Raw genomic sequence first — 16,286 nt, 5'->3', positions numbered from 1 at the left:
ATTTTAGATATTTTTGTTTTCATCGGTGGGTGCTTTTTTAGCACCCACTTTTGGTTCTTCCCCACTAAATAATCGAATAATATTAGTACGGTGACGAAATATAATTAACAGCGTGATAAAAGTAACGGGAAGAGTATAAAGTGGCTTTATTAGCCATGTATACAAGGGCGCTAAAGATACAGCTACAAGCGCCGCCAGTGATGAGTAGCGTGTTATTGCCACTATAACTAACCAAGTACACACAAGTAAACCTGCCAATGATAAGCCAATAGGTAATAATGAGCCAAATGCCGTTGCTACGGCTTTACCGCCTTTGAAGCTAAAAAACAGTGGGTACATATGGCCTAAACAAGCAGCTACTGCGACTAAACCAAGCTCTAAAGGTTCAACTTCTAAAAAATAAGCCCCCCATACCGGAATAGTGCCTTTTAAAATATCAAACACTAGAACCAAGCAAGCCGGAAATGCTCCGCCTAATCTATAAACATTTGTAGCTCCTGGGTTGTTAGAACCACTATTACGAGGGTCTGGGAGTTTGAACAACCGCGACACTAAAATAGCCGACGAAATCGACCCAAGTAAATAAGCTAAAACAAACATTATAGTGGCTAACACGCGCTTCCTTATTTTTTAATTGCTATACCAATTGATAGTGCTTTTAGGCTATTATTGGCAGCAAAATTTATAGTAAAAATTATTAACAGGCTATTTAATAGCTAGTTTAGTTATTTTGCTATTGTAGAAGTTATTTTTACATATTTAAACACTGGCTAAACCATATACAGTATTAATTTTATTGATGCTTAGTATAGTTGCTTAGTAGTTTGTTGTTATTTGGAGTATCAATGGATAAGGTTTTTATATCTCAATTGCACGTCGACACTATTATTGGAGTGTACGACTTTGAAAAAGAAAGTAAACAGAGCCTTTATTTTGATATTGAAATGCTAAGCGATATTAAGCCTGCAGCTGAAAATGACGATATTAATTTAGCACTCGATTACTCAAAAGTAAGTGAGCGAGTTATTGAGCACTGCACTTTAAAACCTGTAGAGTTGCTAGAAACTTTAGTTGAACAATTAGCGCATATTATTTTAAGCGAGTTTAATACTCCACAAGTTACTATAAGAGTAAGTAAACCAGCAGCAGTAGCACAAGCGCAAACTGTAGGTGTTGAAATTACACGTGTTAAGGCAACTGACTAAATGGCTCAAATTTATATCAGCCTAGGGTCAAATATAAATAAAGCGCATTATATACAATGTGCATTAATTGCACTTAAGCAGCACTTTGAACATATTGTACACTCGTCTGTTTTTGAAAGTGAAGCAGTTGGGTTTGCTGGGAATAATTTTTATAATTCAGTCGTTGGCGCTACAACTGATATGTCGCTTGTTGATGTATGCGCTTTATTAAAACAAATAGAGCGTGATAATGGACGCACAGCGAACGATAAAAAATTTAGTCCACGAACGCTCGATTTAGATTTACTATTTTATGATGATGTAATTTGCGCTTCTCCAGCACAATTACCACGAGATGAAATAACTAAAAACGCATTTGTATTACAACCTCTTAGCGAGGTTGCCCCAGATTTCTATCATCCTGTAGCTAAACAAACGATTGCGCAGTTATGGAATGAATATAATAACCCTCAACAAAAGCTATGGAAGGTGGAGTTTTCTAACCCATGAGTATCATCGAAATAATTATTTTAGCCCTCATACAGGGATTTACTGAGTTTTTACCAATATCGAGTTCTGCGCACTTAATTCTCCCATCGCAAATTTTAGGCTGGGAAGATCAAGGGCTTGCGTTTGACGTGGCAGTACATGTTGGTACTTTAATTGCCGTTGTTATTTATTTTCGCAAAGAGGTCGTCGACATACTCAGTGCGTGGTTTAAATCCTTTGGAGCACAGGGTACTACTGATGATAGTAAGCTAGGTTGGTGGATAATTTTAGGCACTGTGCCTGCTGCTATTTTAGGCTTACTTTTAAAAGACTTTATAGAGTTGTACCTACGAAGCGCTTGGGTAATTGCTACTACCACAATTGTGTTTGGTTTATTGCTTTGGTACGCGGATGTAAAAGGTAAGCAAATTAAAACTATTTATCAGCTTAATTGGAAAACAGCACTTATTATTGGTTTTGCACAAGCTGTTGCAATGATCCCGGGAACTTCTCGCTCAGGTATCACGATGACTGCTGGTTTAATGCTTGGAATGAATAAGCAAAGCGCAGCGCGTTTTTCGTTCTTACTGGCAATTCCAATTATTTCTATGATGGGGCTTTATTATACTGCAGAGCTTGCTTTGGGTGACCATGTGGTTGATTGGAATACATTATTACTAGGTGTGGTGCTATCGTTCTTATCGGCTTATGCATGTATATTTATGTTTTTAAAAGTAATAGAGCGAATGGGTATGTTGCCATTTGTGATATATCGTTTATTGCTTGGTGTAGGTTTGATTGTATTTTTAATGATGTAAGTAGTCGTTAACCACTAATTAAATGTAACTGCTATACACAAAGCCAAAAAAGCACCTTGAGGTGCTTTTTTGATTTTTAAATTTAGCTTACAAATTTAACAAATAAGATTCTATAAACTGACGTTGGTTAGCGGCTTTTGGCGCTGTTTTAAATATCAGAGTATTACCATTTTTACGTAACTTTAGCTCATTAGTAAATTTACATTCAATAGCGTTAAATTGTGCAATGTCATTTTTAAAGCTTTGATCTTCTTCGCACATGTAAGCCATTTCGTTTGCAACTTGTGCACAAAATGAACCCACGGCATATTTTTTTAAGTTTTCATCATCAATGCCTTCCCAATTTACATTGGTATTTATTTTTAATCCACATTGCTTATCTATTTCGTTATTAGCGGCAGCTATATTTTTTTGTTGATACCCTAAATGCTTTTCACGATTAAACTTCGCTAGTTTAGCTTGAGTACCTTTATTCAACTGTTGATCGTATTGCGCTTTTAAATCTTCAACAATGGCAGGGTTTGATTCTTCTTTTTTTGATAAGTAAGTTCCATCACGAGTGTCTGGAATATAAAGGGTGTAAGAGCAGCAGCGATAGCCTTCTTCAACACTTACTAAACTTCTTTGTGACCCATCGTAAGTATATTTGTACGCTTTATTACTACCGTGGGGCTTTAAATCGGTTAAAAATACAATGCCATCAATATCATGATTTATACCGGTTACTTTTACTAAAGCTTGTTTTTTATCTGTTGTTGGGGCAATAACAACATTAACGCCTTCGCCTGAACTTAGTTCTATTGGGTACTTAGCAAATTCCAAAGCAAAGCTTTTTTGACTAAGTAAAATACAGGCTATAAAGAATAGTTTTTTCATATTAAGTCCTTTTTAAGTTTTAAAGTTATACAGCAAGCTGGTTTATAACATTGATAATAATTGATTAAAAGCAATGCAGGGTAGGTGAACGTGCCTATTTTTTGATTTTTAGCGTTTAAAAAACTAATTAACGTGTTTTTGGCACGAGTGAATTGTGCAGACGTACATAGTAACTAAGCACGAATTTTGGCATTATAGCGCCATTAAACTTTGCATAGCTGTAAAGTGAGCATACGATTTAAGGAAAGTATATGCATATACATATTTTGGGTATTTGTGGCACGTTTATGGGCGGTATTGCAGCCATTGCTAAATCGTTGGGTCATAAAGTAACGGGTTCCGATCAAAACGTTTACCCACCAATGAGTACGCAACTTGAAGAGCTTGGCATTGAACTGACTCAAGGCTACGACGTATCTCAATTAGAGCCAAAGCCAGATATGGTCGTTATTGGTAATGCAATGAGCCGGGGTAACCCATGTGTTGAATATGTGCTTGATAAAGGTCTGCCTTATACATCTGGCCCTGAGTGGCTTAAGCATAACTTACTGCAAGATTCTTGGGTGCTTGCGGTTGCTGGTACGCATGGTAAAACAACCACAGCAAGTATGCTTGCGTGGGTGTTAGAGTACGCAGGTTTGAAACCAGGGTTTTTAATTGGCGGCATAGTGCAAAATTTTGGTGTATCGGCAAAAGTGGGTGAAACGCCATTTTTTGTTATTGAAGCCGATGAATACGACACTGCTTTTTTTGATAAGCGCAGTAAGTTTGTACACTACCTCCCGCGTACACTTATCTTAAATAATCTTGAATTCGATCACGCTGATATTTTTGAAGATTTAAACGCAATAAAAAAACAATTTCATCACTTAATGCGTACATTACCTCAAAGCGGCAAGGTAATTTGGCCAAAGCAAGACGTAGCGCTTAATGACGTAATAGCACAAGGGCTTTGGAGCGAAAGCGAAACGCTAGGCGATGATTGGAGCTATGAATTAATAAAAGCCGATGGAAGTGAGTTTAATGTATTACTTAATGGCGAAAAGCAGGGCACTGTCTGTTGGCAAGCAATAGGCGAGCATAACGTTAAAAATGCGATTATGACTATCGCAGCAGCGCGCCATGTGGGTATAGCCATTGATCATAGTATTGATGCGTTAGGAGAATTTATTAGCCCTAAAAGACGTATGGAGCTAAAGGCGGATATAAATAATATTAAAGTGTATGACGACTTTGCGCATCACCCAACAGCAATTAAAACTACGCTTGCAGGATTGCGCGCAAAAGTAGGCGATGAAAAAATTATTGCTATTTTAGAGCCGCGCTCAAACACCATGAAAATGGGCGTGCACCAATATACATTATTAGATTCATTACGTGATGCTGACAACGTACTCCTTTTTGAGCCAGAGAATCTAAATTGGTCGTTAAAAGAGCAAGCAGACAAAGCAGGTATGCAGTGCTTTAGCAGCACACAAACAATTATTGATACAGTGCTTGAAAATATTGAGCCTAATCAACACATTTTAATTATGAGCAATGGCGGCTTTAATGGCCTTCATCAACACCTTGTTGATGGTTTAGCTGATAAATACAGCGGAGAATAGTGTGCAATTTAAAGATAGAATTACGCTCGCTTTTAGTGGTGCATCGGGTGCGCCTTATGGGCTTAGGTTACTTGAAGTATTACTAGAGCAGCAATTTCAGGTCTACGTTCTCATCTCAAGTGCAGCACGCGTGGTGCTTGATACAGAATCAAATATTAAGCTCTCTGGAAATGAAGATAAAGCCACAGAGCAGTTAAGTACGCTGTTTAATGCCAAACCTGATCAGCTAAAAGTATACGGTAAAGATAACTGGTTTAGCCCTGTGGCTTCGGGCTCTGCTGCTCCTAAAAAAATGGTAGTATGCCCATGTAGTGCCGGGTCGGTTTCTGCAATTGCAGTGGGGGCGTCTGATAATTTATTAGAGCGCGCCGCTGATGTGGTAATTAAAGAACGCGGACAGCTCATTTTAGTGCCTCGCGAAACACCATTTAACGAAATTCATTTAGAAAACATGCTTAAGTTATCTCGTTTAGGGGTAACAATTATGCCAGCCGCACCTGGTTTTTATCATAAGCCACAAAGTATTGAAGACTTAGTTGATTTTATGGTGGCGAGAATTTTAGATCATTTAAATATTGAGCATAACCTAACAGAACGTTGGGGTTATGGTGAGGGTAAGTAATGAATGAGCAAAATATTGCTTTAAATATAGAAGGCCTTACCAAGGTTTATAAAAATGGTGTTGAGGCTATTAAAGGCGTTGATTTACAAGTTGAAGAGGGCGATTTTTTCGCTTTGCTTGGTCCAAATGGAGCTGGTAAATCAACTACTATTGGTGTTATTTCGTCACTTGTTAATAAAACAAAAGGCAAAGTAGAAGTATTTGGCTGTGATATTGATACTGATTTAGAAGCTGCAAAAGCGCATTTAGGCTTAGTGCCGCAAGAGTTTAACTTTAGCCAGTTTGAAACGCTTAGCCAAATACTGGTTAACCAAGCCGGTTATTATGGTGTGCCACGTGGCGAAGCCCATAAACGTGCTGATAAATATTTAGCGCAGCTAGGGTTATTAGAGAAAAAAGACAAGCAAGCACGTACGCTTTCAGGCGGAATGAAACGTCGATTAATGATTGCACGCGCCCTTATGCACGAGCCAAAATTACTTATACTTGATGAGCCAACAGCGGGTGTAGACATAGAACTTCGTCGTTCAATGTGGGATTTTTTACGCCAAATAAATGAGCAAGGCGTTACTATTATTTTAACCACACACTACCTTGAAGAAGCTGAGTTACTGTGTAAAAACATAGCGATTATTGATTCTGGTCGAATTGTGGAAAACACCACCATTAAAGCACTGCTTGCAAAACTTGATAAAGAAACCTTTATTTTAGATTTAAAGATGCCAGCAAACCCTGTCACGCTTGAAGGTTATAAGTTTACGATGACGGACGATCATACTGTTGAAGTAGAAGTCGCTAAATCACAGGGCTTAAATGCGGTATTTAGCGCATTAACAACCCAAGGTAATACAGTATTGAGTATGCGAAATAAAGCAAACAGACTAGAAGAGTTATTTGTAGGATTATTAGAGCAAGGGCGGGGCGAATAAATGTTTAAATATGGCGTAGCCTTAAAGAGTTTATGGATTAAAGAGTGTATTCGTTTTTTACGTATCTGGGTACAAACCTTAGTGCCGCCAGCAATTACGATGAGCTTATATTTTGTTATTTTTGGTAACTTAATTGGTTCACGTATTGGTGATATGGGCGGCTTTAGTTATATGGAGTTTATTGTACCTGGCCTTATAATGATGTCGGTTATTACTAATTCCTATTCCAACGTAGCCTCTAGTTTTTACTCAACAAAATTTCAAAAAAGCATTGAAGAGCTTTTAGTTGCACCTGTGCCTAATTACATCATTGTACTGGGTTATATGGGCGGCGGTATGACGCGTGGTATTATGGTGGGCTTTATAGTTACCTGTGTATCGTTATTATTTGTTGATATTCAAATTCATAATATTTTTGTAATTATGGCGACCGTTATTTTAACCTCAGCTGTGTTTGCTTTAGGTGGTTTAATTAATGCAATTTACGCAAATAGCTTTGACGATATAAGCATTATTCCCACCTTTATACTAACGCCATTAACTTACTTAGGCGGTGTATTTTATTCAATAACGTTATTGCCAGAATTTTGGCAAAACGTATCGCAAATAAATCCTATTATTTACATGGTAAATGCATTTCGCTATGGCTTTTTAGGTGTGTCGGATGTTGATTTAAGTGTAGCGCTAGGTGTTATTTTGGTGTTTATTACGGTGTTATTTACTTTAGCGCTAACTTTAATTAAAAAAGGTGTGGGGCTAAGACACTAATGAGTGATGCAAATTCACGTAGTATTGTATCTAATCAAGCGGGTATTCACGAAAAGCTTGATGAAATAGTAAATAAGCACTTAGAGGCTGAGTTTAAAAAACCGATTGCAGCGCATACTCAGGCCGCATTTGATGAAGTAAACGCTAAAGTACAGGCCTTTAATGGCCCGCTTATTTTAGACTCGTGCTGTGGCGTGGGTGAAAGCTCAGCTAACTTAGCTAAGCGCCATCCTGATGCACTTGTCATTGGTATTGATAAGTCATCACACCGATTAGATAAGCACGATGTTGAATATAAGCAAACCGACAGTGGTCAGTACATCTTAGTGCAAGCAGATTTAAATGACTTTTGGCGTTTAGCGGTAGCCGCCAATTGGCAACCTACGCACCATTATTTGTTGTATCCAAACCCGTGGCCTAAATCTAAGCATATTCGTAGGCGCTGGCATGGCGCAGCTATTTTTCCATTTATCGTTAAGTTAGGTGGAAAATTAGAAGTGCGCAGCAATTGGGATATTTACGTTAAGGAGTTTGCTCGGGCGCTTGAATTAACAGGCAACCCTTGCGATGTAACACTTTATGAGTCAGACGATGCAATTACGCCTTTTGAGCGTAAATACTGGGCCAGTGGCCAGCAAAGCCACCGACTCGTTATAAACTTACCTTGCTAAAGTAAGTTAAAGTGCTAATTCTTCTGTAACCGTATTAACATGTGGCACTGGGTGGGCAAAATAGTTGCCTTGCATTAGTGTCACATTCGCCTTTTTAAGTGCGGTTACTATGGTTGTATTTTCTACCGACTCTGCCATTAATTGTAAACCAAGTTGATTGGCAAAACTGGCTATATGTTCTATAAACAAGTAGATATCTTTGTCATTCACTATTTGCTTTATTAGTGCGCCATCTAATTTAATACCATCTACTTCAAGCTTAAGTACGTTTGATATATTTGAATAACCACTACCAAAGTCATCAATAATAACCTTAACGCCTTTTGTTTTAACCATTCCAATAAATGCTTTTACTTCAGAGAAGTTGGCAATAGCTTGGGTTTCTAAAAGCTCTAATGTGATATTACCTGGATGCGGGTAGCGCTTAAGTTCGTCCGCAATAAACTCACTTAAATTAGGGTCGAGCATATCTTGTGCTGTTATATTTAAACTCCAGCAAATATCGGTTTTTCTAAAGCGACTAACACATTGTGAAAATATAGTACGGGTAAGTATTCCGTCCATTCTTGAGCGGGTAACAACATTTAAAAATGCATCAGGTTTTAATACTTCCCCTTGCGCTGTTACCATTCGAGCTAAACATTCGTATTGAACGACCTTATTGGTATTTGTGTCAATAATGGGTTGAAAGTAAGGCACTATACGATTGTTATCAAACGCTTCTCGCACTTCTTTAGCCATTTCTACATTGTACTGATATTGCGTTTTTACATCGTGTAGCGCTTTTGAGTAGTTAACTACACTATGCCTGCCTTGTTTAGCTTGCAGCGCTGCTATATGAGCGTTTTCAAGTAGTAGCGATTTGTTACCACTGGCAATACCTGCACATAGGGTTATGTAGATAAAAGGGTCAGTTAACACCGGTGTATTAAAGTTATATGTTTTTACGAGGTCGGTAAATTCGTCATTACTCATTTCCTTAGGCGCGAGTAATACTATTTTATTTGTTGCTAGTCTGTATATATGGCAATGCGTAGAGCTTCTAAGTTTAAAGTGAATAAGTAAGTTTTTCATTACCTTGTCACCCACTTCCGTGCCGTAAAAACTGTTTATATCTTCTATTTCATTAACCCAAATAACGGCTAATTGCATGTGATGTGCATTACTTTTTTTAATAAAGTACTCAAGTGCAATATGATTTGAAAAACCAGTACTTGAGTCAGTTGCTAAAGACCGTTTTAGTAAATAAATATATATGGCGGCAACGAGTATCGCGATAAAAAAGAAGAAGCTAGCCATTGCAGCAGCTTTCGATACGCTTTCTTTAAGTTTCTCGTTTAAATCATAAATAGTTATATCGGCACCCGTTAAATAGGTATTGCCGTTAATTGGGTCAACGTAAGGAATAAAAATTGTTTTAAAGTGGCCCCACTGATCGCTCGATATTTCAAATACTGGCTCTGTTGAATAAAAAGCACTTATATTTGCATCGGTAGCTTCAGGGTAGAGATCTAAAAATTGAGTTACCTTGCCATTATTCTGATCGTCTTGCGTGTAGCTTGATGAGCTAAAAAGCACCTTACCGTCTTTTAAAATCATTGAATAGACATAAGCAATATCAAGTGCTTGAGCAAACTCAGAGAGTTGTTTACTTTTATCTTGATAGTAAGAAAAACTTATATTATCGCCTTGATTAACCGCACTTAAATAATCGTCACCTAAAATATGTTTAACGCTGGTGGCGGCATTAAGTAAGCGATTATCAACCGACTGCATTATTTCAGCACGCGTGGTTTGGTAAGTGTAGTAAACGTAGGTTAGCAAGCTTATTAAAAACAAGCTAAAGCCTGCCACTATCCAACTAACTTTGACTCTTCCTTCTGGCATATGTGTCCCTTTTTTGTTATCAAATTTATTATACCCAAAATAAGTAAATGCCCAATAAATAATTAGGTTTGGTAGAGTTTTAATTAAATTATCATTTTTTTGTCATCGCTTTGATTGCTTTTATAGGTTTAGACGAGACATTTTAGTTATATTGCAGTAAAGTTAGCGCAATTTTTAAAGAAACACGATTGCTCCAAATGTCCTAATAAGTAGGCGTTTTTGATGGGTAAGCGCGTGTTTTAGCTACACACACACTAGGTATTAAGATGGATCAAAAGCGTTGTGCCGTCGCCTCTAAAGAAAGCCTTAAGCGTATATTTACTGTACCTGAAGCGCCAGACTCAACTTTAAGCAAAATCGAGCTTGAAATTTCGAGTAATTTAGCAGGTTTTCTAAACGAAAATATAGCGGCAATTGAAAAACCATTACATGAAATAGAAAAAGATTTTCAATCGGCAGTGATCCCAGAAGATCCAACGTTTGTCTCTGCTTATGCCCAAGACATAATGGAGCAGCTTGTTGCACATTCTGTGCATACAGCTGCGCCTAGTTTTATTGGTCACATGACCTCTGCCTTGCCGCACTTTTTATTACCGCTGTCAAAATTGATGGTAGGGCTAAATCAAAATCTAGTAAAAATAGAAACATCTAAAGCGTTTACGCCTCTTGAGCGTCAAGTGCTTGGGATGATGCATCATTTAGCTTATGGGCAAGAAGACTCATTTTATTCTAAATGGATGCACAGTGCTAAAACCTCATTAGGTGCATTTTGCTCTGGTGGTACGGTTGCTAATATTACTGCGCTTTGGATTGCGCGAAACCGCTTATTAAAACCTGATGGCGATTTTAGAGGTATCGGCGCACAAGGCTTAATTGCTGGTATGCTGCATTACGGCTATAAAGGTTTAGCGGTATTAATATCAGAACGCGGGCATTACTCGTTAGGTAAATCGGTTGATTTACTCGGCATTGGTCGCGATAACTTAATTGGTATTAAAACCTGCGAAAATAACAAAGTCGATGTAACAGCTATGCGCGAAAAAGCACGTGAGCTTGAAGCGCAAGGCATTAAAGTAATGGCGATTATTGGGGTCGCGGGGACAACCGAAACTGGTAATATTGACCCACTTGATGAAATGGCCGACTTAGCACAAGACATTAACTGCCATTTTCATGTAGATGCTGCATGGGGGGGAGCGACCCTTTTATCGAGTACGCACCGTCCTTTACTAAAAGGGATTGAGCGAGCAGATTCAATTACCATCGATGCACATAAACAAATGTATGTACCAATGGGAGCGGGTTTGGTTTTATTTAAAGACCCCGCTGCAACTGATGCAATAGAACATCACGCTGAGTATATATTACGTAAAGGTTCAAAAGACTTAGGTAGCCACACGCTTGAAGGCAGCCGACCGGGTATGGCAATGTTAGTACACGCTTGCTTACGTGTTATTGGTCGCAAAGGTTACGAAATGCTGATTGATCGAAGCATCAAAAAAGCACATTACTTTGCTGATTTAATTAAGGCTGATGAAGACTTTGAGCTTATTTCGGAGCCTGAGTTGTGCTTATTAACGTATCGTTATGTACCTAAGCAAATTAAACAAGCAATAGCTGATGCTGATGCCGCAACTCGGTTAGATATTTTTGCTTCACTGAACCGTTTTACTGCCAGTATGCAAAAGCGTCAACGCGAGTCTGGTCGCTCATTTGTATCACGTACACGCTTAACGCCTTCTAAATACGACAATCAACCAACGGTTGTATTTAGAGTGGTCCTTGCTAACCCGCTTACCTCAGGCGCTATTTTAAAAGAGATATTAGCTGAGCAAAAAGAGTTGGCTGCAACAGATCCGGTATTCAAAAAATACTTGAGAAAGTATATGTAATCTAAATACAAAAAAGGGTCATAAGGACCCTTTTTTAATATCAAAGAATGGTTAATGTAAAATACGTGCTCTAATTGTACCCTCAACAGCGCTTAGTTCTTTAAGTGCTACTTCAGATTGATCTGTATCAACATCAATAACTACATAACCAATAGATGCGTCTGTTTGTAGGTATTGCGCAGCAATATTAATACCGTGCTGTGCAAACGCTTGGTTAATTTGCGTTAGTACACCAGGGCGGTTGTGGTGTACGTGTAATAAACGGCTACGATTAGCAAGCTCAGGTAGCGATACTTCAGGGAAGTTAACCGCAGTAATAGTTGAGCCATTATCTGAATATTTAGCCAATTTACCCGCTACTTCAATACCAATGTTTTCTTGCGCTTCTTGTGTAGAACCACCAATGTGTGGCGTCAAAATAACATTGTCGAATTGGCGCAGTGGCGATACAAATTCTTCATCGTTAGATTTTGGCTCAGTAGGGAACACATCGATTGCTGCACCACTTAGTTTTTTCTCTGTAAGCGCTTCTGCAAGTGCATCAATATCAACAACAGTTCCGCGTGAGGCATTGATCAAAATAGACCCCTGCTTCATAACTGCAAGTTCTGCTGTACCAATAAGGTTTTTAGTTTGCGGTGTTTCTGGTACATGTAAGCTAATAATATCAGAGCGTTGTAACAGCTGAGTTAGGTTATGAACTTGTGTTGCATTACCCAGTGATAACTTATCTTCGATATCGTAAAACTCCACGTTCATACCGATATTTTCAGCCATAATACCTAGCTGAGTACCAATGTGACCGTAGCCAATAATACCTAATGTTTTACCACGTGCTTCAAACGAACCATTTGCTGTTTTTAACCAGCCACCACGATGAGCCGCTGCATTACGCTCTGGAATACCACGTAATAAAAGTAGTATTTCGCCAAGTACAAGTTCAGCAACTGAACGAGTATTAGAAAATGGAGCGTTAAATACAGCAATACCACGTTCGCGTGCTGCATCTAAATCAACTTGGTTTGTACCAATACAAAAACAACCAATAGCAACTAGCTTTTCAGCTGAGTCTAATACGGCTTGGTTAATATGAGTACGAGAACGAAGTCCTACAAAGTGAACATCTTTAATGCGCTCTTTAAGCTCGTCCTCAGGTAAGGATGTTTTAACGTAGTCGATATTGCTGTAACCGTTACGTTTTAGCGTTTCAACAGCGCTTTGGTGAACACCTTCAAGCAAGAGAATTTTAATTTTGTCTTTTGCTAACGATACCTTACTCATAACCTCATCCTATTTAATTTGTGGCCCATTTTTTGTACCGATAATCACTTTATCAGCACCTCGCATCGCAAATAGGCCGTTGGTAACTACGCCAACAATTGAATTTATTTGTGTTTCAAGTTGTTTGGCATTGGTAATTTTTAAGTTAAATACATCTAATATAACGTTACCATTATCGGTAACTACGCCTTGGCGATAAACAGGGTCACCACCAAGTTTTAATAATTCTCGTGCAACGTAGCTGCGCGCCATTGGAATAACTTCTACCGGAAGCGGGAAGTCGCCCAATGTATCTACCAGCTTTGTGTCATCAACAATACACACAAACTGTTTTGCAACTGCTGCTACTATTTTTTCACGTGTTAGCGCTGCGCCGCCGCCTTTAATCATTTCGTTTTGAGCGTTTATTTCGTCAGCGCCGTCAACGTATACATCTAAAGCATCAACGTTATTAAGTTCAAACACTTCAATACCTAACGCTTCCAAACGTGCAGTTGACGCTTCTGAGCTTGATACAGCGCCTACAATAGTGTCCTTTACTGAGCCAAGGGCATCGATAAAGTGATTAACAGTAGAGCCTGTACCGACACCTACAATGGTGTTTTCTTTTACAAACTCGAGTGCTGCCCAGGCAGCTGCTTTTTTTAATTCGTCTTGTGTCATTGCTTTGTGCTCATGTATGTCAGAAATATGCGGTTAGTAACCAAAATTAAATGTTACCAACAGTATGTTTTATCTGGGGTGATAATGGTTTCAAGTGGTACGTCCCATGACTCGATTGGTAGAGCATCAACTTTTTGGCATTCATGTGCAAGGCCAATTAGTTGCGGTTTTTGCCAATTTTGTTCATGTAAACGCGCCAATGTCCGGTCGTAAAACCCACCTCCCATTCCTAGGCGATTACCTTGTTTATCAAATGCAACTAATGGCATAAGGAGGTAATCAAGCGCTGGTAATGGGCATATTTGAGAGCAGTTCAGCTTAGGCTCCAAGATACCATAGCGATTTGCCCTCATGGGTGAGTTTTTCTCATAGCGCTGAAATAGTAAATTAGCGCCATTGAATGGGTGTATTATAGGTAGATAAACAACGTGGTTTAAGTTCCATAATTCTTTAATTAACAATGAAGTGTCTAGTTCTCCGTCGTTACTTAAATAAATGGCAATATGCTTTGAATTCGTTGTTTTTTCGCTTTTTAAGTGTTGAATAAAATTCATTTTTAGCGATTGCGCAGCAATTATTTGCTGATTATTTGACAAGTTTTTACGGGTGTTACGAATTTCAGCTCTTATTTGTGCGCGTTTATTGCTCATTAAACTAATTAGCCATTTTTAAAAAGAGAATAAATCGGGAAAAATTAAAAAAACAGCCAGTACGACTAGCAAAATGGTGGCAGTTGCAATCAATGAATATAAAAGTAAGTTACTGCGTTTTTTAGGAGTCGCTAAATCCTCATCTAGCATTAGGTCGTCATTTTGCCATTCGTCTACACTTTCGTCTGGTGTATTTAATTGAGCTTCAGGAAGGCGTTGCTCTAGCTCATCTAGCTTTTCTTCAAGGCGTATTAAGCTGCTAGTGATGTAATCAAGTGCATCAAAAATACGTTCATCACGTTGGTTGTTATTTGCAGCTGCGGGGGAGCTATTTTGAATCGCATTTGAAACAGCTTGCAGCTTACTTTTAATACCTAGGCTTGCTAATAATTTAGTCTGTTTTAACGCTTTGTCTTTATCGCTTGGCGCAAACAGCGGCTTACCTTTAAAAAAAAGAGCTACTTTTTCATCTGACGTTTTTAATTTTGCAGCTAAGTTTGCGCACGCTGTTTTTATGTCAACGTTATCGGCAAGTCCTGCAAATATAACGCGAAAGTTATCGGCCATTTAACTATCCCTAAAGCTTTTATAATGAAATGAGTATATACCTAAAGTACAAAAGAATTCGAGGTTGATTTTATAGTTATTTTGTAGACGTACTACAAACAATGTAACTGATAAGTTTTAGATACAAAAACGGCCCTATTAAGGGCCGTTTTTAATTTACTTCAACACTTTTAGCTTAAAGGCCAGCAGCTGCACGAAGTGCATCAGCTTTATCTGTACGTTCCCAAGGGAATTCGTCACGACCAAAGTGGCCGTAAGCCGCTGTAGGAAGGTAGATAGGGCGCTCTAAATCAAGCATTTGAATTAAGCCGTAAGGGCGCAGGTCAAAGTGTTCACGAATAAGTTCGATTAAACGGCTTTCTTCTAACTTGCTGGTACCAAACGTTTCAACGCTGATAGATGTAGGCTCTGCAACACCGATTGCGTAAGAAACTTGTAATTCACATTTATCAGCAAGACCAGCCGCAACTACGTTTTTAGCAACGTAACGTGCAGCGTATGCAGCTGAGCGGTCAACTTTTGATGGATCTTTACCAGAGAAAGCACCACCACCGTGACGAGCCATACCACCGTATGTATCAACGATGATTTTACGACCTGTTAGACCACAATCGCCCATTGGTCCGCCAATTACAAAGCGACCCGTCGGGTTAATGAAAAATTTAGTCGCGCTTGTAATAAGCTCTGCAGGAAGTACCGGCTTGATGATAGTTTCCATCACCGCTTCTACTAAATCTTTTTGCGAAATGTCTTCGCTGTGCTGAGTAGATAGTACTACTGCATCAATACCTACTGGCTTACCATTTTCGTATGCAAAAGTAACTTGAGATTTTGCATCTGGACGTAACCAGTTAAGCTCGCCGCTTTTACGTACTTGCGCTTGGCGCTGTACTAAACGGTGTGAGTAAGTAATTGGCGCAGGCATTAGCACTTCTGTTTCGTTACATGCGTAACCAAACATAAGACCTTGGTCGCCAGCACCTTGTTCTTCTGGGCTAGTACGGTCAACACCTTGGTTAATGTCAGGAGACTGTTTACCAATAGTGTTTAAAATTGCACATGAATCTGCATCGAAACCCATGTCTGAATGCGTGTAGCCAATTTCACGTACTGTTTTACGTGTAATTTCTTCAATATCAACCCATGCGCTAGTAGTGATTTCACCACCAACCATAACCATACCGGTTTTTACGTAAGTTTCGCACGCAACACGGGCATGAGAGTCTTGCTCTAGGATAGCATCAAGTACCGCATCAGAGATTTGATCGGCGATTTTATCCGGATGACCTTCAGAAACTGATTCAGAAGTAAATAAATGTTTTGCCATTGTATTTCTGCTCACAAATATTGCGCTTCACAAACGTCGGTATTAGCGCTAAAAA

General features: G+C 38.8%; 17 protein-coding genes. 9 read left to right on the top strand and 8 right to left on the bottom strand.

Annotated features, from left to right (window positions below):
- Positions 1-3 precede the first annotated feature (3 nt).
- Positions 4-615, bottom strand: coding sequence for a glycerol-3-phosphate 1-O-acyltransferase PlsY (plsY, locus tag I6E69_RS11565; RefSeq protein WP_002961038.1), 612 nt, complete (start codon positions 613-615; stop codon positions 4-6).
- A 230-nt stretch (positions 616-845) separates the two neighbouring features.
- Here plsY and folB point away from each other — a divergent pair, with 230 nt between their 5' ends.
- Genes folB through I6E69_RS11550 form a run of 3 tightly spaced genes read left to right on the top strand, consistent with a single transcriptional unit; the run spans position 846 to position 2,491 of the window.
- Entirely contained in the window at positions 846-1,205 is a 360-nt protein-coding gene (gene folB, locus I6E69_RS11560; RefSeq protein ID WP_024604056.1) for a dihydroneopterin aldolase, read from the top strand.
- Positions 1,206-1,694, top strand: coding sequence for a 2-amino-4-hydroxy-6-hydroxymethyldihydropteridine diphosphokinase (gene folK, locus I6E69_RS11555; protein ID WP_024604057.1), 489 nt, complete (start codon positions 1,206-1,208; stop codon positions 1,692-1,694).
- Positions 1,691-2,491 carry an undecaprenyl-diphosphate phosphatase gene (locus tag I6E69_RS11550; RefSeq protein WP_197121292.1) on the top strand — a complete coding sequence of 267 codons (801 nt, stop codon included), beginning with the start codon at positions 1,691-1,693 and terminating at the stop codon, positions 2,489-2,491. The genes folK and I6E69_RS11550 overlap by 4 nt, the downstream gene beginning before the upstream one ends.
- A gap of 87 nt (positions 2,492-2,578) precedes the next feature.
- Here the strand turns inward: I6E69_RS11550 and I6E69_RS11545 are convergent, their stop codons facing one another.
- On the bottom strand, positions 2,579-3,367 hold the full coding sequence (locus tag I6E69_RS11545; RefSeq protein ID WP_197121291.1) for a hypothetical protein: 789 nt from the start codon (positions 3,365-3,367) through the stop codon (positions 2,579-2,581).
- A 251-nt stretch (positions 3,368-3,618) separates the two neighbouring features.
- On the opposite strand from I6E69_RS11545, the gene mpl reads away from it, so the two are divergent.
- Genes mpl through I6E69_RS11520 form a run of 5 tightly spaced genes read left to right on the top strand, consistent with a single transcriptional unit; the run spans position 3,619 to position 7,964 of the window.
- On the top strand, positions 3,619-4,974 hold the full coding sequence (gene mpl, locus I6E69_RS11540) for a UDP-N-acetylmuramate:L-alanyl-gamma-D-glutamyl-meso-diaminopimelate ligase (RefSeq protein ID WP_039489678.1): 1,356 nt from the start codon (positions 3,619-3,621) through the stop codon (positions 4,972-4,974).
- 1 nt (position 4,975) lies between these two features.
- A complete protein-coding gene (locus I6E69_RS11535) occupies positions 4,976-5,596 on the top strand; it encodes a flavin prenyltransferase UbiX (protein WP_149603104.1) in 621 nt (206 codons plus the stop codon).
- On the top strand, positions 5,596-6,525 hold the full coding sequence (locus I6E69_RS11530; RefSeq protein ID WP_149603103.1) for an ABC transporter ATP-binding protein: 930 nt from the start codon (positions 5,596-5,598) through the stop codon (positions 6,523-6,525). The genes I6E69_RS11535 and I6E69_RS11530 overlap by 1 nt, the downstream gene beginning before the upstream one ends.
- On the top strand, positions 6,526-7,293 hold the full coding sequence (locus I6E69_RS11525; RefSeq protein WP_002961025.1) for an ABC transporter permease: 768 nt from the start codon (positions 6,526-6,528) through the stop codon (positions 7,291-7,293).
- Positions 7,293-7,964 (top strand): tRNA (guanosine(46)-N(7))-methyltransferase TrmB, encoded by a 672-nt coding sequence (locus I6E69_RS11520; RefSeq protein WP_197121290.1) that lies wholly within the window; start codon positions 7,293-7,295, stop codon positions 7,962-7,964. Before I6E69_RS11525 ends, I6E69_RS11520 begins: the two co-directional genes overlap by 1 nt.
- Positions 7,965-7,970: 6 nt before the next feature.
- Here the strand turns inward: I6E69_RS11520 and I6E69_RS11515 are convergent, their stop codons facing one another.
- Entirely contained in the window at positions 7,971-9,851 is a 1,881-nt protein-coding gene (locus tag I6E69_RS11515) for a GGDEF domain-containing protein (protein WP_033020723.1), read from the bottom strand.
- Between the two features lie 266 nt (positions 9,852-10,117).
- Between I6E69_RS11515 and panP the strand changes: the two genes are divergently transcribed.
- Positions 10,118-11,743: a pyridoxal-dependent aspartate 1-decarboxylase PanP gene (gene panP / locus I6E69_RS11510; RefSeq protein ID WP_002958981.1), complete on the top strand. Its 1,626-nt coding sequence runs from the start codon at positions 10,118-10,120 to the stop codon at positions 11,741-11,743.
- A gap of 51 nt (positions 11,744-11,794) precedes the next feature.
- Here panP and serA read toward each other — a convergent pair whose 3' ends face one another.
- The 5 genes from serA to metK all read right to left on the bottom strand — a co-directional run bounded on the left by serA (position 11,795) and on the right by metK (position 16,231).
- Positions 11,795-13,024: a phosphoglycerate dehydrogenase gene (gene serA / locus I6E69_RS11505; RefSeq protein ID WP_024595232.1), complete on the bottom strand. Its 1,230-nt coding sequence runs from the start codon at positions 13,022-13,024 to the stop codon at positions 11,795-11,797.
- Positions 13,025-13,033: 9 nt separating this feature from the next.
- Positions 13,034-13,687 (bottom strand): ribose-5-phosphate isomerase RpiA, encoded by a 654-nt coding sequence (gene rpiA, locus I6E69_RS11500; RefSeq protein WP_002958979.1) that lies wholly within the window; start codon positions 13,685-13,687, stop codon positions 13,034-13,036.
- Positions 13,688-13,740: 53 nt separating this feature from the next.
- Complete coding sequence (locus tag I6E69_RS11495) at positions 13,741-14,337, bottom strand: 5-formyltetrahydrofolate cyclo-ligase (protein WP_197121289.1); 597 nt, start codon at positions 14,335-14,337, stop codon at positions 13,741-13,743.
- A gap of 18 nt (positions 14,338-14,355) precedes the next feature.
- Entirely contained in the window at positions 14,356-14,904 is a 549-nt protein-coding gene (locus I6E69_RS11490) for a hypothetical protein (protein WP_024595234.1), read from the bottom strand.
- A 175-nt stretch (positions 14,905-15,079) separates the two neighbouring features.
- Entirely contained in the window at positions 15,080-16,231 is a 1,152-nt protein-coding gene (gene metK, locus I6E69_RS11485; RefSeq protein ID WP_002958976.1) for a methionine adenosyltransferase, read from the bottom strand.
- Between the last annotated feature and the right edge of the window lie 55 nt (positions 16,232-16,286).

This window comes from Pseudoalteromonas sp. NZS100 (genome assembly GCF_015864815.1).
Taxonomy (GTDB): Bacteria; Pseudomonadota; Gammaproteobacteria; order Enterobacterales; family Alteromonadaceae; genus Pseudoalteromonas; species Pseudoalteromonas distincta.
Note: the sequence above shows the minus strand (reverse complement) of the source record. Positions and strands in the feature narration are given on the sequence as shown.

What these genes read in the sequence shown, in the direction of transcription:
- folB (WP_024604056.1), top strand. Translation starts at nt 846, where the DNA reads ATGGATAAGGTTTTTATATCTCAATTGCACGTCGACACTATTATTGGA.
- folK (WP_024604057.1), top strand. Translation starts at nt 1,206, where the DNA reads ATGGCTCAAATTTATATCAGCCTAGGGTCAAATATAAATAAAGCGCAT.
- I6E69_RS11550 (WP_197121292.1), top strand. Translation starts at nt 1,691, where the DNA reads ATGAGTATCATCGAAATAATTATTTTAGCCCTCATACAGGGATTTACT.
- I6E69_RS11545 (WP_197121291.1), bottom strand. Translation starts at nt 3,367, where the DNA reads ATGAAAAAACTATTCTTTATAGCCTGTATTTTACTTAGTCAAAAAAGC.
- mpl (WP_039489678.1), top strand. Translation starts at nt 3,619, where the DNA reads ATGCATATACATATTTTGGGTATTTGTGGCACGTTTATGGGCGGTATT.
- I6E69_RS11530 (WP_149603103.1), top strand. Translation starts at nt 5,596, where the DNA reads ATGAATGAGCAAAATATTGCTTTAAATATAGAAGGCCTTACCAAGGTT.
- I6E69_RS11525 (WP_002961025.1), top strand. Translation starts at nt 6,526, where the DNA reads ATGTTTAAATATGGCGTAGCCTTAAAGAGTTTATGGATTAAAGAGTGT.
- I6E69_RS11520 (WP_197121290.1), top strand. Translation starts at nt 7,293, where the DNA reads ATGAGTGATGCAAATTCACGTAGTATTGTATCTAATCAAGCGGGTATT.
- I6E69_RS11515 (WP_033020723.1), bottom strand. Translation starts at nt 9,851, where the DNA reads ATGCCAGAAGGAAGAGTCAAAGTTAGTTGGATAGTGGCAGGCTTTAGC.
- panP (WP_002958981.1), top strand. Translation starts at nt 10,118, where the DNA reads ATGGATCAAAAGCGTTGTGCCGTCGCCTCTAAAGAAAGCCTTAAGCGT.
- serA (WP_024595232.1), bottom strand. Translation starts at nt 13,024, where the DNA reads ATGAGTAAGGTATCGTTAGCAAAAGACAAAATTAAAATTCTCTTGCTT.
- rpiA (WP_002958979.1), bottom strand. Translation starts at nt 13,687, where the DNA reads ATGACACAAGACGAATTAAAAAAAGCAGCTGCCTGGGCAGCACTCGAG.
- I6E69_RS11495 (WP_197121289.1), bottom strand. Translation starts at nt 14,337, where the DNA reads ATGAGCAATAAACGCGCACAAATAAGAGCTGAAATTCGTAACACCCGT.
- I6E69_RS11490 (WP_024595234.1), bottom strand. Translation starts at nt 14,904, where the DNA reads ATGGCCGATAACTTTCGCGTTATATTTGCAGGACTTGCCGATAACGTT.
- metK (WP_002958976.1), bottom strand. Translation starts at nt 16,231, where the DNA reads ATGGCAAAACATTTATTTACTTCTGAATCAGTTTCTGAAGGTCATCCG.